This window comes from Dinghuibacter silviterrae, from assembly GCF_004366355.1.
In the GTDB taxonomy this organism is placed as follows: Bacteria; Bacteroidota; Bacteroidia; order Chitinophagales; family Chitinophagaceae; genus Dinghuibacter; species Dinghuibacter silviterrae.
This window is the reverse complement of record NZ_SODV01000002.1, coordinates 2,221,562-2,245,598: the sequence shown is the minus strand read 5'-3', so window position 1 is coordinate 2,245,598 and position 24,037 is coordinate 2,221,562. Positions and strand designations below refer to the sequence as shown.

Genomic DNA, 24,037 nt, shown 5'->3' with positions numbered 1-24,037 from the left:
ATGGAAAAAACCGTTGTAAAAGTAGAGAACCTGTCGCACCGCTACGGGGGGAGCCAATGGGCTATCAAGGACATCAGCTTTGACATCCGGGGCAAAGGTGTGCTGGGGCTGCTGGGCTCCAACGGGGCGGGCAAGTCGACCACGATGAACATTATTTGCGGGGTACTCAACCAGACCGCCGGAAATGTATACATCAATGACATAGATGTCCGTCAACACCCGCTGGAAGCAAAAAGATACCTGGGGTTTTTGCCCCAGAAACCGCCCTTGCATCCGGACCTTACTGTGGACGAATACCTGACCTACACCGCCCACCTGCGGTCCGTGCCCGGGGACGAAGTAAAACGTGCGGTAGGAAGGGCAAAGGAGAAATGCGGGATCACCCATTTCAGCCAGCGCCTTGTCCGGAATCTTTCCGGGGGCTATCAGCAAAGAGTGGGCATCGCCCAGGCCATCGTCCATATGCCCCAGTTCGTGGTCCTGGATGAACCGACCAATGGGCTGGACCCCAACCAGATCGTGGAGATCCGCCACTTGATAAAGGAGCTCGCGACGGATCACGCCGTGTTGCTCTCCACGCATATCCTTTCCGAAGTACAGGCGACGTGCGACCACATCAAGATGATCGAACACGGTCAACTGGTTTTTTCCGGGACCACCCAGGAGTTTGACAACTATATAGAACCCGACGCTTTGGTCATGGGGCTGGAGACGCCTCCATCGCTGGAAGACATCCTGTCCATACCCGGTGTGAAAAGTGCCGAGCCGATAGAGCCGCCGTTTATCCGGGTAAAATTTTCCGGCTCCACCGACGTCGTCAAACGACTCGTGGAAAAAAGTGTACAGGACCGGTGGCAGCTCACCGAGATCCGGGTGGAAAGGAGTTCCATGGACGAAGTATTTGCCGAATTATCCAACAAAAAAAATAAGCCGAAGTGAAGAAGATACGCAAAATCGCCCTTACAGAACTCCAGACCCTTTTCTATTCCCCCATCGCCTGGCTAATCCTGGTGCTCTTTGCCGTTCAGACCGGGTTGATCTTTACCAATGGGATGAAGGGGCAGCTACAATCAGAAATGATGGGGCAGCACTTTGCCGATGTGACCGGCTGGGCTTTCCGGTTTAGCGATATGATCGGGTATTTCTATCTCTATATCCCCCTCTTGTCCATGGGGTTGATGAGCCGGGAATTCAGCAGCGGGTCCATCAAGCTTTTGTACTCGTCACCCGTCTCCAATACCCAGATCGTTCTGGGTAAGTACCTGGCGATGATGATCTACGGTCTTGTGCTGACGGGCGTGCTGGCCTGTTTCGGGATTTTTGGCTTCTTCACCATCAAGGACATGGATATACCGATGGTGGTGACCGCCCTGTTGGGCATGTACCTGCTGATCTGCATCTATTCGGCCATTGGGCTTTTTATGTCCTGCCTGACGTCTTACCAGGTCGTAGCGGCCATCGGCACCCTGGCGCTTTTTGCAGCGCTCAATTACATCAGCCATGTGTGGCAGGGGATTGCATTCGTCAGGGACATTACCTACTGGTTGTCGATCACGGGCCGCGTCGAAAATATGTTGCACGGGTTGATCAACAGCGAAGACATCCTCTATTTCCTGATCATCGTTGCTCTTTTTCTCTTCCTGGCGGTCTTCAAGCTGGACATGGACAAGGTTAAACGGTCCCGGGGATCAAACCTGGCGCGTTTTTCTTCCGTCGTGGTCATCGCCATGCTGCTGGGTTATGTCACTTCGCGGCCGGCCTTGATGGGTTTCTATGACGTCACCAGGACCAAGATCAATACCCTTACACCCAACAGCCAGGAGATTGTCAAAAATGTAAAGGGGCCATTAACCATTACCACCTATGTCAACCTTTTTGAATCGAATTTCGACCAGTGCGTTCCTGATTTTATCAACTTCGACCTGCAAAACTTCAGGGAATACCTGCGGTTCAAACCGGATATCCGGATGAAGTACGTCTACTATTATGCCCAAACCGACCAGTCGTCACCTATTGCGCACTATCCGGGTCTGAATGACCGGCAACGGATGGAACGTGCGTGTGCCATCAAGGACCTGGACCCGGACATATTCCTTTCCCCGGAGGAGCTCAAAAAGAAGATCGATCTTTCCGGGGAGCGCTTCCGATTCGTGCGCGTCCTGGAAACCGAAGACGGTCGAAAAGGCTTTCTGCGTCTTTTCAACGACCCCTACAAGCACCCAGGTGAACGGGAGATCAGCGCCGCCATGAAGCGGCTGGCCATGGACCTGCCTACCGTCGGGTTTCTCGCGGGACACGGAGCCCGGGACATCGATAACTTTGGGGACAAGGGCTATTTTGATTTCACCAACAGCGGTTATACCCGGAGCGCCCTGCTCAACCAGGGTTTTAACGTACGGGAAGTAAACCTCGCGGACAGCGCCGTTCCCACGGACATGAACATCCTCGTACTGGCAGATCTGAAAACACCCCTAACGGACGCCGAAGACAAAAAACTGGATGATTATATTGCGAGGGGAGGAAACCTCCTGGTCATCGGCGACCCGGGAAGACAAGCCTCTATGAACCCGATCGCAGGGCGTTTCGGGGTCAGCTTTCTCCCCGGCAGAATCGTTCAGCCCCATCCGTATTATGCTCCGGACTTTATCCTGGTGCGGCCCACCAAGGTGTCGGAGAAGATGTCCTATGAGCTGGGGGGGATCAGGAAAGAGGAAGGCGTGGTCGCCATGGATGGCGCCTGCGGGTTGAGTTATACAACGGACAAGGGCTTTACGGCAACATCCTGGTTCGGCACCGAGCCAACAGGCAGTTGGAATGAACTGGAAACGACCAATTTCGGAGACGACACCGTTGTCCTGAATCCAAAAGCAGGAGAGGTGGAAACCGCTTATACAACCGTACTCGCCCTTTCCCGAACGCAGAATGGCCACGACCAACGGATCATCGTCATGGGCGACGCAGATTGTGTGGACAACGCAAACCTGTCCACCGGCCGCAGGGGAATACGGCCCATGAACAACACGATGATCGATGGCCTGTTCTACTGGCTGTCCGGGGACAAGGTGCCGATCGACGTGCGCAGACCACCCATGACCGACGATCATGTCTATTTATCCCTAAGCGGCATGAAGTGGGTAAACCTGTCTTTCGTATGGATCCTGCCCGCACTGCTCGCGGTCTTCGGGACGGTTTTATTGATCAGGCGTAAACGGAAATAGAGACCATGCGATTTACTACGGACCAGCAGACCCTGGACGACCTCAGCCTCTTTGGCAAACGGGGCGGGGCCTCCGTATATGCGTTGTTTAACCGTACGGTCACCCTGGGCGGTGCCAAGGTGCTGGAGGACATGTTTCGTTATCCCTTGTCGGACGCGGAGGCCATCAACCGTCGCGTGGGTTTGATCCGGTACCTGTCAGGCGTGGCATTTCCCTTTCGAAGCGATTTGTTCGACGCGGTGGAACCGTACCTGGCGAACACCGACGAGCGGACAAAATTATCCGGAGAAGAACGCAGCCTGGGAGAACGCCTGACCAACGCGGTCGGGGCGGACATGGAGTTCAAGGCCATTCAAAAGGGGGTAGGAGCCTTGCTGGAGCTCCTTCATGGACTAAAAGCCTTTGCCGGTTCGAACCCGTATCCCGGGTTGGACGCGCTGTTGACGAATCCGGCCCTCGAACCGGTGTTCTCCGCCGGGAGCAAACTTCCTTATGCAAAGATCGCCGCACTCGACCTGCTGCTGCGGTTCAGGCACCGTGCACTCGTCCTGGACTTGCTCAAACAGCTTTATTACCTCGACGTGTACATCGCGGTGGGAAAAGCAGCCCTCGACCTGGGTTTCGTCTTTCCCACCGCACTGCCTGCTTCCGCGGGCAGCGTCCGGTTGGAGGCGGTTTATCACCCCTTGCTCAAAAACGCAGTACCCAATTCCCTGGAGATCACACCGGAAAACAATGTCCTCTTTTTAACGGGCGCCAACATGGCGGGCAAGTCCACCTTTATGAAAACCCTGGGCATCGCACTCTTCCTTGCGCACATGGGATTTCCCGTGCCCGCTCTTAAGATGGAATTTTCGGTCCTGGACGGCATCTATACCACCATCAACCTCCCGGATAACCTGGGGATGGGGGCCAGCCACTTTTATGCCGAGGTCCTTCGCGTCAAAAAGGTAGCGCATGAATTATACCGTTCCCGGAACCTCTTTGTCATCTTTGACGAACTGTTCCGGGGGACCAACGTAAAGGATGCGTATGAAGCGACCATTGCCATCACCGAGGCCTTTGCCGGGAAACGGAACAGCATTTTCGTGATCTCCACCCATATCGTCGAGGCGGCCGAAGTGCTGGGCAGGCGCTGTAACAACGTCCGCTTCGTCTACCTGCCGACGCGGATGAACGGCCACACGCCGGTATATACCTATACCCTGGAAGAAGGCGTAACCGCCGACCGGCATGGAATGGTCATTATTCACAACGAAAGGATTTTCGATGTGCTGAAGACGCCCGCCTCCCCGGGCTCAACCAAAAAAGGCTTTATCGCGGACAAACAAACCCTGGATGATTTGAACCTGCCCGGCAGGTACAAACCGCATTCGATATACAGTCTTTTTAACAAGGTACAAACGGTGGGGGGAGAACGGCTGCTGGACCACCTGTTCCGGCAACCCTTGTCCGACCCGGACGCCATCAACCGGCGAAGCGCTGTCTTCCGGCACTTTGCGGACCTGGCCCTGCGCTTTCCTTTTGACAAAGAAGCATTGACCCTCGTGGAAGACTACCTGGGCGGTGCCCAAGGAAATGCGCTGACTGCAAGGGTAGGGGCGCTCAGGAAAAGGATAACCGCCGCCATCATGCGGGACGAAGCCTATCACGTGTTAAAGACAGGCGTGGGTGCCGTCGTCAGGGTTTTAGAGGTGTTGACAAAATTTTTGCCGCTATTACCGGAGGAAGGGCCTTTTGGAGAGGAGGTCCGGTTCCTGAAGGAAATATTGGCGGATAAGCGTTTGGCGGCGCTGTCATTGACCCGGCTGGGTTCCCTCGATCATCTTTTCCGGAATGTGCTGCGCCCCGAATTGGAAAAGCTGCTGCAATGCATTTATGCGCTCGATGTCAACATTGCCGTCGGCAACGTCGCCCGGGAAAAAGGGTTTTCGTATGCCAAGGCGTTGCCAAAGGAGTGCCGGACTTTTAATGCCACCGCGTTGAGACACCCGGGTATCGACAAGGCCGTTGCCAATCCCCTGTCCCTTGACGGGGAAAACAATATGCTTTTCCTCACCGGGGCCAACATGGCGGGTAAGTCCACCTTTATGAAATCCTTTGGCATCGCGGTTTACCTCGGGCATATCGGCTTCCCGGTGGCTGCTGAAAACATGGTCTTTTCGGTCCGGGACGGTCTGTATTCCTCGATCAACGTCCCTGATAACCTCAGCCTGGGGTATAGCCACTTCTATGCGGAGGTCCTAAGGGTCAAACAGGTCGCGGAAGAAGTCAGCGCCGGTAAGGACCTGGTCGTCATCTTTGACGAGCTCTTCAAGGGTACGAACGTCAAGGACGCCTACGATGCCACCCTGGCCGTGACAGAAGCACTTTCAGCCTACCGGAACTGTCTGTTCTTGATCTCCACCCACATCACCGAAGTGGGAGAAACCCTGGGACAGCGCCTCGACAACCTGCGGTTCGTGTATTTGCCCACGCAGATGGACGGCCCGATCCCGCGCTATACGTATCGGCTGGAGCCAGGTATTTCGGCGGATAGACATGGCATGCTCATCATCGAAAACGAACAAATTTTAAACCTGATTACATGAAGAAGTTCTTCTGTTTTTTCTTCCAATTAGCCGTCCCCATGGCTTTATTTGCACAGACATTTACGATACACGGCACCCTCCGGAACATGACCGCCGGCGAGATTTACCTGCTCTATGCCAAGGACGGTCAGCGCACATTGGACAGCGTATCCGTAACAGATGGCGCTTACGTATTCCATGGGGAAGTGTCCGATGAAGGACCCGCCTATTTGCTCGATAGGTCTCCCAACCAGGGGATCCCGCTCCATGAACCCCATTTTGCACAAATCTACCTGACACCGGGTGTGTTGACGGTCGCCCACACCGATTCATTTTCCAATACTGCTTTTACCGGTTCAGAGCTCAACACCCAGTTCAAAGGTCTCCAGGATGCGGAAAAGCCTTACAGCCAGCGCGAGGCCGACCTGGTCACCCGGTACCAGGCCGCCCATGCCGCCGGGGACACCGCTGCCATGGCCGCCCTGGAAAAAGAAAACGAGCAACTGCGCGCGGAAACCAACACGGTATATGGGGCATTTGCCCGTCAACACCCGGCTTCCCCCCTGGCCTTGTATGCCCTCGGGCAATATGCCTCCCGGGATATGGACCCGGATAAGTTACAACCGATCTTCGATGGCCTGAACGCATCCATAAAGGGATCCAGGCAGGGAAAGGCCTTTGGGGAACGCCTGGACATCGCCGCAAAAACCGCCGTCGGCAAACCGGCCCCGGACTTTACCCAAAACGATACGGCGGGCAATCCGGTCACACTTTCTTCCTTCAAAGGCAAATACGTCCTGCTGGATTTCTGGGCCAGTTGGTGCAGACCCTGCCGCATGGAGAACCCGAACCTGGTAGGGGTCTATGCCCAATACCACCCCAAAGGTTTTGCGATCCTGAGCGTATCCCTCGACCGCTCCGGCGACCGGGATAAATGGCTCGCCGCCATTCAAATGGACCACCTTTCCTGGACACAGGTTTCCGACCTCCAATTCTGGAACAACGCGGTGGCGAAGCAATATGGGGTCAACGCCATCCCGCAGAATTTCCTAATCGACCCGCAGGGGAGGATTATCGGGAAGAACCTTCGGGGGGAGGAGCTTGAGAAGAGGCTGGCGGGGATTTTCTTGAATTAACTGTTTCTTGGCATAGGCACAACATCGGTTGTCCTATGTTTGCACCGTCAAATTATGAAGTCCGGCACGGCTGCAAGTGGCATTTTTCCGTTTGCTTCCGCGCCGGCACCATTTATAGCGTCCCATGGCTAGAAGGGCGCTAGCGCCAGTCGCCCGGTTTCCGTCAAATGACCACACCGGTAGATGGCGAAGCCTTCGCGGGGGTCGAGCCATGCATAGTAGAAGAGGCCAAGGACCCGCTTCTGCGCGATATATGGCCGGAGGTTGGACCGGGTCTCATTCACGAGAGCGATCTGATCCGTTTCGCGGGGAGGACAGGAGGTATCATGATTGGGGATGCCCCATTCGGTAATCCAGCAGGGCTTGCCGCCGGCACTGCCTGGTGGCCGGGTCACCGACAGGACATATTTCTGCAATCGATCCCGGCGTCCCGCCGCGGCGCTCGGATTTCCCGGGTTGTCCGTCCAGGGGTAAGTGTGCACACCATAGACATCTACGAGCGTGTCCAGACCGCCGGCGCGCATGAAATCAAGGGTCGCGGCTGCGCTGACGGCGTCCAGCCGCGCTTTACGGGGAGCGTCCGGAGCCTCGTTGAACACCAGGCCCGCGCTGACGATCAACGTATGCCGGTTGAGCTTTGATCGGGAGCGTACATCCTTGATGACCGCCAGCAGCTTGAGATATTGCAGGTAGCCCTTTGCCACCTGCCTGGCTTCGGGGTCATGAGAAAGATCCCAAAGGTTGAATTCTTTGGACTGGTTGGGGTTTTCAGCAGGCAGGCTGAAATCCGCATTGAACATGGGGGAGTTGATTTCGTTTCCCAGTTCGAAGCCGGCCAGTGTGACGCCGGCAGCATCGAGCTTTGCGAGCAGCGGCTCGAAGTACTTGCGGAATTGATCCGGATCGGCCGCAGAGAGGGGAGGTCCGCCCCACACGCTAAACGCATTGGGCCACGGCCGGCTGGGCGCACCCGGCCGATATTGCAACTCGACCAGCCAGTCGATTCCAATACCCTGCGCCTGAGCGCGCCGGGCAAAGTCGACACTCCTATCATCAGGCAGGATGCCCGACCGGATGTAACGAACGCCGGCAGCGTGCAGCTGAGCAAGAATGGCATTCTGCTGCGATACGCTCATGGAAGCGATAGCAGCATTCACACCGAGGATCAGATCCTGCGGCTGCTCTTGCACAGGCCGGGATCCGACGGGCAGGCAGAAGATACAAACTAAAATAAGAACACCAACGATGCGTTTTTTCATAGCCGACATGGCTTTCAATTTATCATATATTTGCCTATATGACCCGGAAATTCTTCGCAAAATTATCTCTCTCCCTTAGCTTCATCGGTCTAGTTTCCCTTCGGGCGGTGGCACAAGTGCCTGAGCCCGCCCAGGTAGGCTTGCCCTCAGCGGATGCCCTACACACCCTCCAACAGCAATTTGAAGACCTGCGTTTCGGGATGTTCATTCACTTCGGGATGCCCACCTATATGAACCAGGACTGGCCGGACCCGGATGCACCTGCATCCCTGGTCAACCCCACCAAACTCGATTGCAACCAGTGGGCAAAAGCCGCGAAATCCGCCGGCATGACCTACGGCTGTATCACCACCAAGCACCACAGCGGTTTTTGCATCTGGGATACCAAGACCACCGACTACAGCATCATGAGCAGCCCGTGCAAAAGGGACGTTGTGGGCGAATTTGCGAAGGCCTTCCGGGCCCAGGGGCTAAAGGTGTTTTTGTACTATTCCATCCTGGATACCCACCACAAAATACGCCCGGGTTTTATCACCCGAAAAGACGTGGACATGATCAAGGCCCAGCTGACGGAGTTGCTGACCAACTACGGCCCCATTACCGCCCTGATCATAGACGGATGGGATGCCCCCTGGTCGCGGATCTCTTATGACGAGGTGCCTTTCGAGGAGGTCTACCGGCTCATCAAGTCCTTGCAACCCGACTGTCTGGTGATGGACCTCAATTCCGCGAAATACCCCGCGGAGGCCCTCTTGTACACAGACATTAAATCCTATGAACTCGGCGCCGGTCAGCGGATCTCGAAAAGCTCGAACCGCCTTCCAGCCCTGACCTGTCTGCCCCTTCAGGAGAACTGGTTTTGGAAGACGGACTTCCCCACCAAGCCCGTCAAGGACCCGCAAAAACTCGTCAATGACCTTATCGTCCCGCTGAACAATGCCTGGTGCAACTTCATCCTCAATGTCGCGCCCAACACGGACGGCCTGATGGATGACAATGCAGTGGAAGCCCTGGCGTCCATTGGGCGCCTGTGGAAGAACCAGGGGCCCGTCTCCCCGGTGCCGGCCGGTCCCTATCCCGTCATTTCACCCAACATTGCCAAGCATCAACCGGCCGAAGGAAGTTGGAGCGATGACATGAACATCATGGATTTCGGGAACGACGACGATTTCCGGAGTGCATGGCAATCCAATCCGACCGTGAAGGCGCCCTGGTACCAGGTTGATTTTGGCAAGGACAGGTCGTTTAACACGATCGTCCTGACGGAAGCGGAGGCGCATACTTCGCACTATCGTTTTGAATACTGTGAGAATGGGGTGTGGCATCCGCTGCTCACGGGGGACCAGAAGGGGAGGGTGAAGATTCACCGGTTTGACCGGGTGTGGGGGGATAAGGTGAGGGTTTGGCTGGATGTGTTTGATGCGCCGCCGGCTATTGCGGAGCTGGGGGTGTTTGATGAGCGGAGATAGATTCTTATCTTTGTATCGTGTACAACAAGGATCAAATATTGTCCATTCTGAGTGCCAAGAAGCCTGACCTCCAGACGCGCTATCCCATTAGCGAACTCGGGCTTTTTGGGTCCTATGCCCGAGGGGACAATAACAGTGCAAGCGACATTGACATCCTGGTTGACTTCAATGGCCCCATAGGTATCCGGTTTATCCGACTTGCCCATGAGCTGGAGGATCTTTTTAACCAGAAGGTCGATCTTATTTCCCGTAAAGGCATTAAGCCCCGATATATGCCTTTCGTCGAGAAAAACCTGATTCATGTCTGAAAGAGATACGCCGTCACTTCTACAAGACATTCTGGAAGCCATTGGAAATATCAAGGCATTTACTCAAGGGCTAACGCTTGACACGTACAAGTCAGACTTAAAAACCAAGCATGCTGTAGAGCGAAACTTTGCCATTATTGGGGAAGCTGTGGCCAGAATCGATGCATCCTACAAATCCCTTCATTCAGACATCGACTGGCGTCAGGTTAAAGATTTCCGGAATATCCTTGTTCACGACTATTTTGGCATCGATGATGCCATCGTTTGGGAGATTATTCAGATGGATCTAAATATGCTGGATGCGCAGATTCGCGGTTTATTGCTATGACAGGCGGTGAGCGATCCTCGCTCCTGCTGCCGCATCGACCAGGATCTCGCAATTCGGATGCAACTGAACGACAGAGGCCGGTATATCCGTAGTCACCGGCCCCAGGATGGCTTTTTGGATGATCTCCGCTTTGTGGGCGCCCTTGGCGATCAATATCAGTTTCCGTGTGTGCATGATGTTCTTTATGCCCCGCGTCAGGCCGCCCAGGACGACGTGGTCGGGTACCTGCGTCTCCCTGCGGACCCTCGCTTCGAAGTCGGGGTCCATCGGCGACACCCATGTCTCGCGCTCAAATGGAGTGCCGGGCTGGTTGATGCCGATATGGCCGTTGAGCCCGATACCGAGCATCTGGAGGTCGGCACCGCCCCGGGAGGCGAGGCGTTGCTCAAAGAGCAGACATTCTGCTTCAAAATCATCCGACAGGGTAGGGGGCATAATAAAATTTTCCGGAGGGATGCCCAGGGGCCCGGCAATCTGGTTCTGGATCATGGTATAACAACTGCCGGCATACGATCTTGGGAGGTTGGTCAATTCATCGACATTGAAAAGGGTGATCCGGGAGACGTCGAAGGGGTATGCGGTATGAATGGCGGACACGATCCGGTGCATCTCCATGGTGGTTTGACCGGTGGACAGCCCTATGACGGCATCGGGTTTTTCGAGCATTTGGGCAATGATGCGCCATGCGGCCATTTGATCAAATTCCTGTTCGTTCCTGGCAATGGTGATTGTCATATATCGGCGAAAAATTTATCTAGTGCTGAGGCAGCCGTCTCTTCGTCTTCCCCTTCGATCAGGAGAGTGATGGTCTCCCCGCCTTTCGCGGCCAGCGAAAGGATGTTCAGCAGGCTGTTGAGCCGGACAATCCTGTCTCCTTTTTTCAGGTTGATCACGGATTGGAATTGTTTGGCCAGCCGGACCAGCCCTGTGGCCGGGCGGGCGTGTATCCCTTCAGGGGCGCTGATTACATACTCTTTGGCGATCATCGGTTTACCTCCTCTAAATAGTGGACGATGTCCCTTGAATTATCCATGGTCATTACTTTTTTGAATACGGCAACAGCCTCGGAACGGCTGGAATGCAGGATGATATTTTTGATCAGTGGGATGGACCCTGCGTTCATGGAGAACTCTTCCAGGCCCATCCCAGCCAGCAGCAAGGTGGCCAAAGGGTCGGATGCCAGCTCTCCGCAAAGACAAACGCCGATGTTGTGTGCATGGGCCTGCCCGATGGTGTAACTGATGAGCCTTAATACGGCCGGGTTATAAGGATCGTAAAGACCCTTGACCCGTTCATTCATCCGGTCCACGGCCAATGTATATTGGCAGAGGTCGTTGGTGCCGATACTGAAGAAATCCACTTCTTTGGCGAGCAGGTCGGCCATGATCGCAGCGGAAGGGATCTCGATCATGATACCCAAAGGGATATGGGGATCAAACCCGGTAACTTCCTTTTTTTCCGCCGCCAGGATCTCTTTGACCGCCCGGACCTCCTGTACGCCCGAAATCATGGGCAGCAGGATACGGAGCCGGCCAAACGCGCTGGCCCTTAAAATGGCCCTCAGCTGGGTGCGTAAAATATCCTTTTGGTCAAGACCGATCCGGATGGCCCGGTACCCCAGCACGGGGTTCTGCTCTTCCGGCAACGGAAAATAAGGCAACTGCTTATCCCCTCCGATATCGAGGGTCCGAATCGTAACGGGTTTGTTTTTTGACAGCAGTGCGATCCATTTATAGTACTCGAATTGCTCGTCTTCCGTCGGGAAAGCGTCCTTGCCCAGGAAGAGCAGCTCGGTCCGTAAAAGTCCGACGCCTTCCGCGCCGTGTTCAAGTGCGGGGGCCATATCTTCTTCCCGTCCGATATTGGCCATCAGGCGTATGGTGATCCCATCGGTGGTCGTAGCCGGGATATTTTTCAGGGATTGCAACAGCCGTTGTTTCTCGGTAAAAGCGGCATTTTTTTGTTGGTATTCGTCTACCTGGTCCTGGCTGGGATTGACCAGAATAAGACCGGTCTCCCCGTCCAGCAGGATGAGGTCATTGTTGGCGATACCCGCGAGGTCATCACCGCAGCCGACGACGGCGGGTATGCCCCTGGACAAGGCAATAATGGCCGTATGGGACGTTTTCCCGCCGGCATTGGTGGCAAACCCACGGATCCGGCTGGTATCTATCAAAATGGTGTCCGAAGGGGAGAGGTCCTCGGCAATAAGGATGGTGCCGGCGTCGAATGTACGGGGACCGGCATTCCCGGGGCCGTCTATATGCTGAAGGATCCGCTGACCGATATCCTGCACATCGGCCGCCCTTGCCCGGAAGTAATCATCATCCGTATTTTTTAGCAACTGGACGGCTTCCTGGATGGCCTCTACGACGGCATCGTGCGCGCTTTTCCGGTCCCGGCCTATTTTGGTGGTCACATCCGTTGCCAATTGAGGGTCATCCAGCAATTCAACCTGCATCTCTAAAATGGCAAGGCCTTCTTCAGGGATGGCCGAATTGACATTGGCAATAATGGCCTTCACTTCATGGATGGATGCCTCTACTGCCTGGTGGAACAGCACGACCTCTTCCTGTACGGCTTGGTCGGAGGTCAATACGATGCCGGTCCGGGCCATGGTATGACTCGCGACGACATAGGCCCTTCCGATGGAAATACCGGGCGAAACACCAATCCCTTTCATATAATTTTTTTTATCGTCATACAAGCCAGTGAAGCATGCTCCCGGCAAAGCCCAACGCCAGCAAGCCTAACAATAGATACGTTATTTTGACACTCTTTTTTACAAAATAATACACCAGGAATGTCAGGCCCAAAGGGATCATACCGGGCATCACCTGGTCCAATACGGCCTGTGAGGGCGCTTTGACGGCCATCAGTGTAGCCGGCATGGCGCCCACCACCATCAATCCCAGGATAGCGGCGCCGGTGGTCAGCTTCTCCATGACGTGGCCCTGGGCAAGCTTTTGCAGGAACCGGGTCCCGGTTTTGTACCCGATAAAAGTCAGTTCATAGCGAAGCCACAGGTGAGGAACGTTGAACAGCAGGATGAAAAGAACGGGACCGGCGATATTCCCTTTCAGCGCCAGGGAAACCCCGACACCTGCAGCGATCACCCTGAGGGTCCCCCAGAATAAAGAATCAAAAACGCCCGCCAGGGGGCCCATCAATCCCAGCTTGATGGAATTAATGGTGCCCGGGTCGACCTGCTGCTCTTCCATGGCAGCCGTTATCCCCAGGATCAGCGTAGATCCATAAGTGCTGGTATTAAACAGTTGCAAATGCCGCTGAAGGGCCGGTGACATCGATTCTTTTGTGGGGTACAATTTTTTCAGGACGGGAAGCATGGCAAAGGCAAAACCGGTATTCTGCCAGGTCTCGAAATTGAAATTCGCTTCAAGGAGCAAGGACCTGAAAAAAAGGTTCCGGATCGTGGCCTTTGCCAGTTGGGGTGTAAAAGGGTCCGGTTCTTCTTCCGCAGGAACGGGCTGGCCGCCTTGTGTGACCAGCAGGGCTATGATGACCCCCAGTCCTCCTACGGCGATCAGCGGCAGCTTTAGATAAGCGGCGAGCAGGAATCCAAGGAAGAAGTAAGGCGCCACCCGCCTGGTGAACATCAGGTTCATCAATAAGGCGAACCCCAGCGCCGGCAGCATATTTCCGGCCACTTGTAGTCCCTCATTCACCCAGGAAGGGATCCGGTCAAGCAGGGACTTCATGGCACCGGCCCCCAACTGAAGGGAGAGAAAGGTGATCAGCCCCATCGACAAAGGCTTTAAGAGGCCCGATAGAATGTGGAGCCGCTGTACCTTGTCAAACCTGCCGGCCCCGGCATACGCCATGAACTTCTTATTGAACGCGGACCTGGATACAAAGAGTGCGCTGAGCAGCATTTCCGCCAATATGGAAATGGGTATGGCCAAAGCCAGCGCTATGGCGGCGCCCTTCCCCGACAGGATGGCAAAAGCAGTGCCCAGGACGCCACCTGTGATCACATCCGGGGGGATCGCCGCGCCGACCTTGATATTGCCCATAAATATCAGCTCCAGGGTGGCTCCGATCACAAGGCCCTGGTGAAGGTCTCCAAGCACCCAGCCTACCAGGGGACCCAGGACAAGGGGCCTGCCTAAGAGGGTGGTCCCCAGGAAATCCTCCGAGTGACCAAATACAACGATTAGCGTAATGAATATATAGGACATCATGGTTACGAGGGAAGTAGCTTTTCCAGCATTTGTTTTTTGTCCGTGGGCACCTGCCGTACTTCGAGCTCGATCCCTTGCCCCAGCAGTTCCCGCGCGAGCAGTACATCGTCCCCGGTTAGGGCAACGGCTTTTGACAGAAGCGTGGCGCCCTCTTTTGCCCGGATACCACCGACATTGACCGAGCGGATGGCCGGCACTTCCTGAGACAGGGCATGCGCATCTTTTACGCTGTCTATGAGCACCAGGATCTTATATCCCTGGCTTTTTGTATCGTTCAGGAAGGCAGCCGCCTCCCGGACCGTCCTGATCAAAAGGGTAACCCCGGCCGGCTTGGCCAGGCCGAGTGCCATTTTCTGAAATTCGTCACCGGCCAGCTTATCATTGGCCACCAGCAGGCAGTCGATACCCAGGGCGGGTGTCCAGGTGAAGGCCACCTGTCCGTGCACCAGCCGGTCGTCGATACGGGTTAGTTTAATCATTGTACTACTTTGTTTACATAGACCAGTTGGTCCTTTGCCCTATTGACGGCCTGCTCCACCACCTCCACCAGGGGGGTGTCTGTATCGGACAGAAGCACTTCGATCAGCAGGGCCAGGTTGAACCCGGCCACGATATGAATGTTATCCAGGATCCCTTTTTCCGCAGCATATCGAAGGACCTGGTTGGTGATGCTGCCGCCGAGCAGGTCTGTAAAGACCACCCATTCATCTTCACACAGCCCCTCAAGTTCTTCCTCAATAGGCTTGTTTTCATGCAAGTAGGCCTGTATTAAAAATACGTTCTCTACCTGGCCCGTAATAAGATGCACGGCCGACAGGACGCCCTCGGCCATAGCGCCGTGGGTGGCGATCAGGAATTTTCTATTCACCGTACAATGCTCCGCCAAAGTCTGCTCAACCGCTAATTTTCAGCCACTACATTTCCCCTACAGCGTTGCCGGCCGGTTTTTTTGCGGGCCGTAGTGGCGATGTAGGGGCAGGAAAATAGCATGGGGTGGGAGGACGGATTAGATTGGGGGCCACGCATAAAAACTGCTCCAATGAGAAGATTGCTCCATCTTTTGCTATTCATCCCGTGCATGGCCATGGGAGCTTGGGCTGCCCCGGTACGGGGTGTTGTCCGGGAGACCACGGGTCAGCCCCTGCAGGGGGTGACGGTCAGTGTCAAAAACGCCCGAACGGCTACGCTCACCGATGCGGGTGGCCGGTTCTCCATTTCCGCCAAACCGGGCGATGTACTGGTATTTACGTTGATCGGATACGGTACGAAGGAAGTGACTGTGACGGTCATTGGCGAAGGCGAACTCACCGTGGAATTATCCCCCGAAGCAAGAAAGCTCGACGCCATCGTGGTCACGGCCCTGGGTATCCGGCGCTCCGAAAAGTCCCTTACCTATTCCACACAGCAAATATCCGGTTCGGAACTGACGAACGTAAAGACCGACAACCTGATGAATTCGCTGAATGGCAAGATTGCCGGGGTGACCATCGCACCCAGCGCCTCCGGGATCGGTGGTTCGGTGCGGGTCATCCTCCGGGGCAACCGGTCTACCAGCGGCAACAACCAGCCATTGTATGTCATAGACGGGGTCCCCATATCCAATGACGGAAATCCCTTCGGACAGCCGGCTGCCAACACGTATGGCGGCAATCCCGAAGGAAGCGACGGGATCTCCAACCTGAACCCGGAAGACATAGAAAGCATGACGGTGCTGAAAGGGGCTTCCGCCTCCGCCCTGTATGGCAGCCAGGCAGCCAACGGCGTCATCGTGATCACCACCAAAAAAGGAAGGGCAGGGAAGACCCTGATCAATTTCTCTTCGTCTCTTTCCATTGACACGAAAGCATATACACCCGAATTTCAAAGCAACTATGGAGAGACCAGCCCCGGGGCGGTCGATAGCTGGGGGCCAAAAATTACCGGGGCGCACGACAACCTGAAGGATTTCTTCCAGACCGGCGGTAACCTGACCAATGCCATCAGCCTTTCAGGCGGCTCGGATATAGCCCAGACCTATTTTTCCTATACCAATACCAGCGCCCGCGGGGTTACGCCTGAAAATTCGCTGGCCCGCAATAATTTCAATTTCCATGAAACGGCCCGCTTCCTGGATAACAAACTGACGCTGGATGGGAATGTCAATTATATTACCCAGACGCTGAAGAACAGCCCCCCCATCGGTTTCAATTCGAATCCGCTGACCGGTCTGTATTTTTTCCCGAGGGGACTGGACATCCTTCCCTATAAACGGCAGTTCGAACTGCCGCCGGTGTCGGGGGGAAACGGCGCGCCTACCCAGAATTGGCCTTTCCACGAGGACATACAGCAAAATCCCTGGTGGATCATCCACCGGAATACGAATGAGAATACCCGCAACCGCATCATGGTCAATGTCAGCGCCAAATACGACTTCACCAACTGGCTCAGCGTACAGGCCAGGGGAAATGTCGACCGGATCCAGGACATCGGGGATCAGAAATATTATGCGGGCACGTTGGCGCCGCTCGCCGCGCCCAACGGCAACGGGAGCTGGAACGGCTTCAATCATACCGTACAAAACCAATATGGCGACGTGCTGGTCACCTTGCATACGCCCGGTAACGGGGCCATCAAAATAGACGGAGTGGCGGGCGCCAGCATCTCTGATAATGTCACGACCGGCATCGGCTGGGGGCCGGGCGCGGGTCAGGGATTTGGTCTTTATTTTCCCAACTTATTTACCATTCAAAATATCGAAGTGGCGCCTGCCGTGCCACTGGGAAGCTCCAGCGGAACCTACGGCAGCAACGTGAGCACCGATCAGCCTTACCACAACCAGATACAATCGGTCTTTGCGAACGCCAACCTGTCTTACAAGGACTGGGCGTACCTGACGGTGTCCGGAAGGAACGACTGGTCGTCCAACCTTGCCTTTACGTCCACCGATCACTATTTCTATCCATCGGTAGGCTTATCTTTTATATTAAGCCAGATGATTCATCTGCCCGACGCTTTCACTTACGCCAAAGTCCGGGGAACCTATTCGCAGGTAGGCAACACCGTAGGACAATACCAGACGAACCCTGTGAACACCACTTCTACCAATTCGACCATCCTGAACCAGGCTGCGCCTTCCACCCTGAAGCCGGAACAGACCAAGACGTATGAGCTGGGTACCGACCTGCGGCTTTTCAAGGACCGGTTGAGCGTCGGCTTTACCTGGTATAAGACCAACACCTACAACCAGGACATCTCCATCGTTCCCCTGCCCGCGTCCGGTTATGCGTCCCAAAATATCAACGCGGGCAATATCCAGAACGAAGGGATAGAAGCCACCGCCGGCTACAATTGGGTAATTTCCCGGAACCTCAGTTGGAACACGATGGTCAACGCCTCCGAGAACGTCAACAGGGTCATCGACATCGATTCCAAGGACGGCGTTACCCTGGTGGACCTGACCCCCGGCAACAACAACTATGATACCTATGTGGCGAAGGGGGGCTCCTTCGGAGATATTTATGTGCAGACCCTGCAAACGGATGCCAAGGGGCGGCTCGTCCTGACACCGGACGGGAATGGCAATTATTTCCCGGTACAGGGCGGCGGAGAGTTGAACGGGTATAGCCGCGTCGGGAATCCGAATCCGAAATTCCAGCTGGGTTGGAACAACAGCTTTAGTTACAAGAATTTCTCCTTCAATTTCCTTGTGGATGGCAAATTCGGCGGACAGGTGGTGTCCGTCATGCAAGGGATGCTTGATTTTTATGGCGTATCAAAGGTGAGCGGGCAGGCCCGCGACAAGGGGTATGTCGCGATCAATGGGGTGGATCCCAACGGGAATTCCGTTTCAGAAATCAATCCCAAAAACTGGTACACCTTCATCGGCGGCCGGAATGCAACCCTGGGTGAATACGTATACAGCGCCACGGTCGTCCGGCTGCGCGAAGTAGCCCTCGGGTATAGCGTGCGCTTTGCAAAAAAGGTGTTGCGGCTTTCCTTGACAGGCAGGAACCTGCTCTATTTCTACCGGAAAGCGCCCTATGATCCGGAAATCGCCTCCTCCACCGGTAATGGCCTGGGCGGCGTGGATGTATTCAACCTGCCCGCCATGCGTACCTACGGACTGAAATTAAACCTGAACTTATAAACAGTAAAGCATGAAATCGATATATATCGCCGGTATCTTGTTCGTTCTGGCCGGGTGTACCAAAAACTTCAAAGATTATAATACGGACCCCACGGGGACGCCCAACCAGGACCTCAACGTAGCCACCTTATTTATTCCATTGGAGCAGGAGATCATGTATATCCAGGACGACGGCTATCAGACCGGTCAGAACCTGAATGCCGATGTCTATGCCGGTTATGCCATGCCGGACCAAACATTCGGCCAGGCCCTGGACAATGCCAACTACGTTTTTATCGATAGCTGGAATACGGAGGCGTTCAGCAGTATCTACACCAAACTGATCGGTCCTATCAAAAACCAGCTCGCAGCGACCGGGGTCAGCACCACCAATCCGGACTACTGGGCCATTGCACTCATCGTGGAAGTGGAAGCCATTGACCGGATCACGGACAAATTCGGGCCGGTGCCCTATAGCAAGGTAGGGACGTCCATGGTCAGCGTCCCTTATGACAGCCAGCAAAGCATCTATCAGCAGATGTTCCTGCAGTTGGATACGGCCGTGGCCAACCTCCAGGCATATATTGCCGCCCAACCGGGCTCGAAACCCCTCGCCAGCTATGACGCCATCTTCGGCGGCGACTATACGTTGTGGCTGAAATTCGCCAATTCGCTCAGGCTACGCCTGGCGATGCACCTGGTGAAAGTGGACCCGGCTACGGCCCAGGCCCAGGGACAAAAGGCGCTGAGCGCCGGCGGCGGGCTGTTGTCCGCCGCTACGGATGTCGCAGCCGTTCTGGCCAGCTCGGCCAACGGGAACGACTACTGGCAGATTACCGACAGTTATGGAGACAATTCCATGAACGCCTCCATACAGTCCTACATGACCGGTTACAATGACCCCCGCCTTCCCGTTTATTTTATGCCGGATACCAACGCCGGTCATACCAGTCAATATACGGGCATCCGCATCGGGTGCAATATCCCGCCGAAGCCTTTTTACTCCGGTTTCTCCAAATACAACTATAACACCACGTTCACCATTTCCGCGCCCGAGGTCATCATGACGGCCGCCGAGGTATGGTTCCTGAAAGCGGAGGCTGCGGTGCGGGGTTGGACAGGGGCCGGAGACGCAAAAACCGACTACGAAACGGGCATTCTTACGTCCATGACCCAGTATGGCGTAAACGGGGCCACCTACATCACGGATTCTACCAGCAAACCTGCCGATTATGTTGATTATCTTAACGCCACCAACAATGCACCGGCGCAGTCCACGATCACGATCAAATGGGACCCCACGGCTTCCAATGAAGTGCAGTTGGAAAGGATCATTACCCAAAAATGGCTGGCGATGTTCCCGGAAGGCCAGGAGGCATGGACGGAATTCCGTCGCACCGGGTATCCCAGGCTGTTCCCGGTCGTGGTCAACAACAGCGGAGGGACGATAGACACCAAAATCCAGGTCCGGCGCCTGGCGTATCCGCACAGTGAAGCCACACAGAATCCGGCCGGGCTAAAGACCGGGCTTTCCCTTTTAGGCGGTCCGGACAACGGCGGCACCCGTTTGTGGTGGGATATTGCAAAAGGTAATTTTTAACCATGATCATACCATTGTTGCTTTTCGTTGTGCATCAGACACTAGCCATAGGCGCTCCCGCGCCGGACTTTCATTTGCGGGGCGTAGACGGCAAGATGTACTCGCTGCAATCCTTCAAGGAGGCCAAGGTGCTGGTGGTCGTTTTTATGTGCAATCACTGTCCCACTTCGCAGGCGTACGAGGGCCGTGTCATTCAACTGACCAGCGATTATAAGGACAGGGGTGTACAGGTGGTGGCCATCAATCCCAACAACCCGAATGCCGTGCGGCTGGATGAACTGGGCTACAGTGACGTGGGCGATTCTTATGCGGAGATGAAGATCCGTGCCAGGAACGCCGGGTTCAATTTCCCCTATCTGTATGACGGGGCAACGGAGGTTGCCTCCAACAAATACGGACCGGTCTGCACACCCCATGTTTTTATTTTTGACAGCGCGCGGAAGCTGCGGTATAACGGCCGTATCGATGACACGGAAGATCCGAAAAAGACGCCCCATAGCCAGGATGCCCGTAATGCGATCGAGGCCTTGCTGAACAACCGGGAAGTCCCGGTGACCGTCACCAAAGTCTTTGGCTGTTCCATCAAATGGGCAGAGAAAAGTGTTTGGAAAGAGAAGGCCGCCGTCACCTGGGCCCAAGAGCCGGTGACCCTGGAATCCGTCGATACGGCTGGGGTCAGGGAACTGATCAAAAACCCTACGGGCAAATTGCGGCTGATCAACGTCTGGGCAACCTGGTGCGGTCCCTGCACAGCGGAGTTTTCGGACCTGGTCACCCTGAACCGGATGTACCGGGACCGGGGATTCGAGCTGGTGAGCATCAGTACGGACGATAGCGCGCACCGGGCCCAGGCGCTGCGTTTCCTGCAAAACAAACAATCCTCTTCACCCAACTTTATATTCTCCGGTAGTGATGTGTACAAGCTGATCGATGCCCTCGACACCCCATGGCAGGGCGCCCTGCCGTATAGCCTGCTCGTGGAGCCGGGGGGCAAAGTCGTGTACCGGCACCAAGGGATCATCGATCCGGAAGAAATGAAGAAGGTCATCTTTGACGATCCCTTTATGGGGAGGATCTACCGGTGACGTCAATCAGGAAATCGTACAGGTTGGTCTCCGTAGCGAGGTTGAATTTTTTGCGAATCCGGTACCGGCTGACCTCCACGCCTTTCAGCGAAATATTCAGCATTTGCGCAATCTCTTTGGAGCTTAAATTTAGCCGTAAGTAAGCACAGAGCTTAAGATCGGTCGCACTAAGGCTCGGGAATTTGGCTTTCAGCGTGGATAAAAAGTTATTGTGTACCTGGTCGAAATGGATGGCAAACCGGTTCCAGTCATCATCACTTTTTTCGGTATCGCTCATCAGCCTGAATACACTTTTGAACTCATGGGCCAGGCTGGAGATGTTGAGTCTTTTGATCACCGACAAAAGCTCTTCCTTGATCGTCAGTAATAACCGGCCGCGTTCGACCAGGTGCATGGTGACGGTAGCCAGTTCTGTCTCCAGTTTGGCCTTTTGTAAAGCGATAAGCTCCAGGCCGTGTAAATAATTCAATCGTTCCTGCTCCTCCTCATGCCGCTTCTGATGGAGGGCGAGTCTTGAGCGCTGTCTTTTCCGGACCCCCCAAACGACAAAAGCCGCCAGTGCTATATAGAGGAGCCAGGCCCAGGGGGTCTGATACCAGGCGGGCGCTATGGAGAACCGGTATTGGACGGGGGCGGAGGCATTCCCGAGGTTATTCCTGGCCCTTACATAAAAGGTGTAATCGCCAAAAGACAGGTTGGTATAGTCCTTCTCGGTCTTTGGGGACCAGTCCGACCATGCTTTGTCAAACCCTTCCAGCCTATAGCTGAATTCGACATTGTTTTCCCGGGCATATACCGGGGACGCATATTCGAAATTAATGGAATTCTTTCCCACGGGCTCAACGGTACTTAGCAGAACGGAGACTCCCGTGTCCGTCTTTATATATTGATTATAGTTTAGGTGGAACAGCCCGTTGTTACCACCTATAAAGATATTCTCGTCGTCATAGGGGTATATATACCCGGCTCCCTTTACCGTCTGCCCGTCGAGTTCCGGGAAATAGATGACGGAAGATTTGTTGAAATCGATGACACCCACCCGCTGATTGGAGATAAACCAGATATGGCCATGGTGATCTTCCGCGAGGTATTCGACGCTGTTGTCTCCGATCAGGGGTTTGAAAAAGGGGGAGGGCATGAACTTCCCCTTTAATGAATCGTACTCGTAGACTCCCTTCTCCGTGGCTATGACAATCTTATTCCGGATCCAAAAGACAAAATTGTTCAGATCCGAAGGCAAACCGTCTTTTGGGGTATAGTGTGTATAAGGGACATCCGCCTCTATTTTGAAAACGCCCCGGTAAGGGTGGGAGGCCCATACCGTATGATGTCCATCCATGGCGAGGCTGCTCAACGATTCATATAAAGGGCTGGCCCTCCCTTCTTCCCGGAATTCACCTTTTTCATAATGGATCCGCTGTAATCCCGTATAGGTGCCCGCTATAATATCAGTATCGTTCGAGGACGGGATAAAGGCGAACCCCCAGGCACCTTGCCCCGTCAGCAACGGGATGGCCCGGTCATGGCGGATGACAAAGGCTCCATCCTCGTGGCCGCACAAAAGCTCATGGTTGACTTCCGCCAGGCTCCATACCTGTCCTTTCGAGCCGGCCACTTCCGTGAATACGCCCTTCCCGGAACTGATATCGTCCTGTGCGGGGTCGAGCGGTACGCTGTACAAGCCGTTGGAGGTTCCGATAAAGAGCTTTTTATCGAATACGCTGACTGCATTACACATGATTTGCCTGTCCTTCACCGGGTAGATATGTTTGACCGCGGTGTTGTAATGGATGCAGGCCATCCCGTTTTTAAGACCCAACCACAGGTTTTTATCACGATCGGGGAAGATAGCAAGGATGCCATTGTTTGCGTATTGCTGGATCAGCCGGCCGGCATGATCGATCATATAGGCTCCACCGTCATTGGTACCAAGGACATACCGGTCATCCTCTATCTTAAAGGCAGTATTGACCAGGTCGCTGGCCAGCAGGTGATCGATGGCCGTTGGCTCTTTGGACAACGCGGACCCGTGCAGCAGGTATAGGCCACTCTTCAAAGTGGCAACCAGCAAGGTATCCTGTGCATATTCCATGATACCCGTTATATGTATCGGGTTTACTCCGCTTGCTTCCCATTGTCCGTTGTGAAAGACCTGTAACCCTTTTACCCTATCTTCGGCATACAGTGTGGAGCCGGCTTTGGCCAGGAACAGCCAGCCCCCGGGTGCGTCAAAGGTCTGTAGGGAATCGTCCTTCAGCTCGAAAATCGATTCAATGGTCCGGAAAAAAACGGCGTTTCCCAGGATAACGATACTCCAGATGTCGGCAAACTGCCGGGCGACCGGCGGAAGACGTTCTTTTAGGGAATGATAGACCAGCATCCCGGTCCCGCCCGGGTAGAAATAACCGATCTCGTCCTGGCCGCCGACAAAGATCTTACCGGAATCATCTATGGCCAGCGACCGGATCGCCGCTTTGTTGGGCAACGGAAAAAGCTTCCAGTAGGCGCCATCGAAGGTCAGCAGGCCGTCGTTATTGGCAAAATAGAGGATGTTGTGCTTATCCTGGCCGATACCCCAGATCTCGATCGCCGCGTGATAGTCGATATTGGTATAGTTTCGAATAGCCGGCAGGCCGATGGTAGACTGCCCCTCAGCGTCATTCATCAGGAAGCGGCACAAGATGACCAGGAGAAGAAACTTTCTCATATGGCAAAGATTAGCCGGATCGGCCCATCTAAAATTCTAAATTATTGAAA

The 24,037-nt window shown here is 54.7% G+C and carries 18 protein-coding genes; 10 read left to right on the top strand and 8 right to left on the bottom strand.

The window, feature by feature from the left end; genetic code table 11:
- From EDB95_RS26285 to EDB95_RS26270, 4 genes are read left to right on the top strand one after another with little or no spacing between them, the layout of a single operon-like run.
- Positions 1-939, top strand: coding sequence for an ABC transporter ATP-binding protein (locus tag EDB95_RS26285; protein ID WP_133999754.1), 939 nt, complete (start codon positions 1-3; stop codon positions 937-939).
- Positions 936-3,218, top strand: coding sequence for a Gldg family protein (locus EDB95_RS26280; RefSeq protein ID WP_133999751.1), 2,283 nt, complete (start codon positions 936-938; stop codon positions 3,216-3,218). The genes EDB95_RS26285 and EDB95_RS26280 overlap by 4 nt, the downstream gene beginning before the upstream one ends.
- Before the next feature lie 5 nt (positions 3,219-3,223).
- Positions 3,224-5,809, top strand: coding sequence for a MutS-related protein (locus EDB95_RS27835; protein WP_246073790.1), 2,586 nt, complete (start codon positions 3,224-3,226; stop codon positions 5,807-5,809).
- Positions 5,806-6,924: a TlpA disulfide reductase family protein gene (locus tag EDB95_RS26270; RefSeq protein WP_133999748.1), complete on the top strand. Its 1,119-nt coding sequence runs from the start codon at positions 5,806-5,808 to the stop codon at positions 6,922-6,924. The genes EDB95_RS27835 and EDB95_RS26270 overlap by 4 nt, the downstream gene beginning before the upstream one ends.
- 128 nt (positions 6,925-7,052) lie before the next feature.
- Here EDB95_RS26270 and EDB95_RS26265 read toward each other — a convergent pair whose 3' ends face one another.
- On the bottom strand, positions 7,053-8,183 hold the full coding sequence (locus EDB95_RS26265; RefSeq protein ID WP_133999745.1) for a glycoside hydrolase family protein: 1,131 nt from the start codon (positions 8,181-8,183) through the stop codon (positions 7,053-7,055).
- A 38-nt stretch (positions 8,184-8,221) separates the two neighbouring features.
- Between EDB95_RS26265 and EDB95_RS26260 the strand changes: the two genes are divergently transcribed.
- From EDB95_RS26260 to EDB95_RS26250, 3 genes are read left to right on the top strand one after another with little or no spacing between them, the layout of a single operon-like run.
- A complete protein-coding gene (locus EDB95_RS26260) occupies positions 8,222-9,652 on the top strand; it encodes an alpha-L-fucosidase (RefSeq protein WP_133999743.1) in 1,431 nt (476 codons plus the stop codon).
- Between the two features lie 17 nt (positions 9,653-9,669).
- Complete coding sequence (locus EDB95_RS26255) at positions 9,670-9,960, top strand: nucleotidyltransferase family protein (protein ID WP_133999740.1); 291 nt, start codon at positions 9,670-9,672, stop codon at positions 9,958-9,960.
- Positions 9,953-10,288, top strand: coding sequence for a HepT-like ribonuclease domain-containing protein (locus EDB95_RS26250; RefSeq protein ID WP_133999738.1), 336 nt, complete (start codon positions 9,953-9,955; stop codon positions 10,286-10,288). Before EDB95_RS26255 ends, EDB95_RS26250 begins: the two co-directional genes overlap by 8 nt.
- Here the strand turns inward: EDB95_RS26250 and EDB95_RS26245 are convergent.
- Genes EDB95_RS26245 through EDB95_RS26220 form a run of 6 tightly spaced genes read right to left on the bottom strand, consistent with a single transcriptional unit; the run spans position 10,283 to position 15,358 of the window.
- A complete protein-coding gene (locus EDB95_RS26245) occupies positions 10,283-11,023 on the bottom strand; it encodes a 6-phosphogluconolactonase (protein ID WP_133999735.1) in 741 nt (246 codons plus the stop codon). The two genes, EDB95_RS26250 and EDB95_RS26245, sit on opposite strands and share 6 nt — an antisense overlap.
- Positions 11,020-11,274: an HPr family phosphocarrier protein gene (locus tag EDB95_RS26240; RefSeq protein WP_133999733.1), complete on the bottom strand. Its 255-nt coding sequence runs from the start codon at positions 11,272-11,274 to the stop codon at positions 11,020-11,022. Before EDB95_RS26240 ends, EDB95_RS26245 begins: the two co-directional genes overlap by 4 nt.
- On the bottom strand, positions 11,271-12,971 hold the full coding sequence (gene ptsP, locus EDB95_RS26235) for a phosphoenolpyruvate--protein phosphotransferase (RefSeq protein ID WP_133999730.1): 1,701 nt from the start codon (positions 12,969-12,971) through the stop codon (positions 11,271-11,273). Before ptsP ends, EDB95_RS26240 begins: the two co-directional genes overlap by 4 nt.
- 16 nt (positions 12,972-12,987) lie before the next feature.
- The gene (locus EDB95_RS27605; RefSeq protein ID WP_133999727.1) at positions 12,988-14,490 is read right to left on the bottom strand and encodes a PTS system mannose/fructose/sorbose family transporter subunit IID; all 1,503 of its coding nucleotides are present in this window, start codon (positions 14,488-14,490) and stop codon (positions 12,988-12,990) included.
- 2 nt (positions 14,491-14,492) lie between these two features.
- Positions 14,493-14,969 carry a PTS system mannose/fructose/N-acetylgalactosamine-transporter subunit IIB gene (locus EDB95_RS26225; RefSeq protein WP_133999724.1) on the bottom strand — a complete coding sequence of 159 codons (477 nt, stop codon included), beginning with the start codon at positions 14,967-14,969 and terminating at the stop codon, positions 14,493-14,495.
- Positions 14,966-15,358, bottom strand: coding sequence for a PTS sugar transporter subunit IIA (locus tag EDB95_RS26220; RefSeq protein WP_133999721.1), 393 nt, complete (start codon positions 15,356-15,358; stop codon positions 14,966-14,968). The genes EDB95_RS26225 and EDB95_RS26220 overlap by 4 nt, the downstream gene beginning before the upstream one ends.
- Positions 15,359-15,529: 171 nt before the next feature.
- Here EDB95_RS26220 and EDB95_RS26215 point away from each other — a divergent pair, with 171 nt between their 5' ends.
- From EDB95_RS26215 to EDB95_RS26205, 3 genes are read left to right on the top strand one after another with little or no spacing between them, the layout of a single operon-like run.
- On the top strand, positions 15,530-18,616 hold the full coding sequence (locus tag EDB95_RS26215; protein ID WP_133999718.1) for a SusC/RagA family TonB-linked outer membrane protein: 3,087 nt from the start codon (positions 15,530-15,532) through the stop codon (positions 18,614-18,616).
- Between the two features lie 10 nt (positions 18,617-18,626).
- A complete protein-coding gene (locus tag EDB95_RS26210) occupies positions 18,627-20,195 on the top strand; it encodes a SusD/RagB family nutrient-binding outer membrane lipoprotein (RefSeq protein WP_133999715.1) in 1,569 nt (522 codons plus the stop codon).
- A gap of 2 nt (positions 20,196-20,197) precedes the next feature.
- Positions 20,198-21,280, top strand: coding sequence for a redoxin family protein (locus tag EDB95_RS26205; protein WP_133999712.1), 1,083 nt, complete (start codon positions 20,198-20,200; stop codon positions 21,278-21,280).
- Here EDB95_RS26205 and EDB95_RS26200 read toward each other — a convergent pair.
- Positions 21,258-23,987 (bottom strand): ligand-binding sensor domain-containing protein, encoded by a 2,730-nt coding sequence (locus tag EDB95_RS26200; RefSeq protein WP_133999707.1) that lies wholly within the window; start codon positions 23,985-23,987, stop codon positions 21,258-21,260. The two genes, EDB95_RS26205 and EDB95_RS26200, sit on opposite strands and share 23 nt — an antisense overlap.
- Positions 23,988-24,037 lie beyond the last annotated feature (50 nt).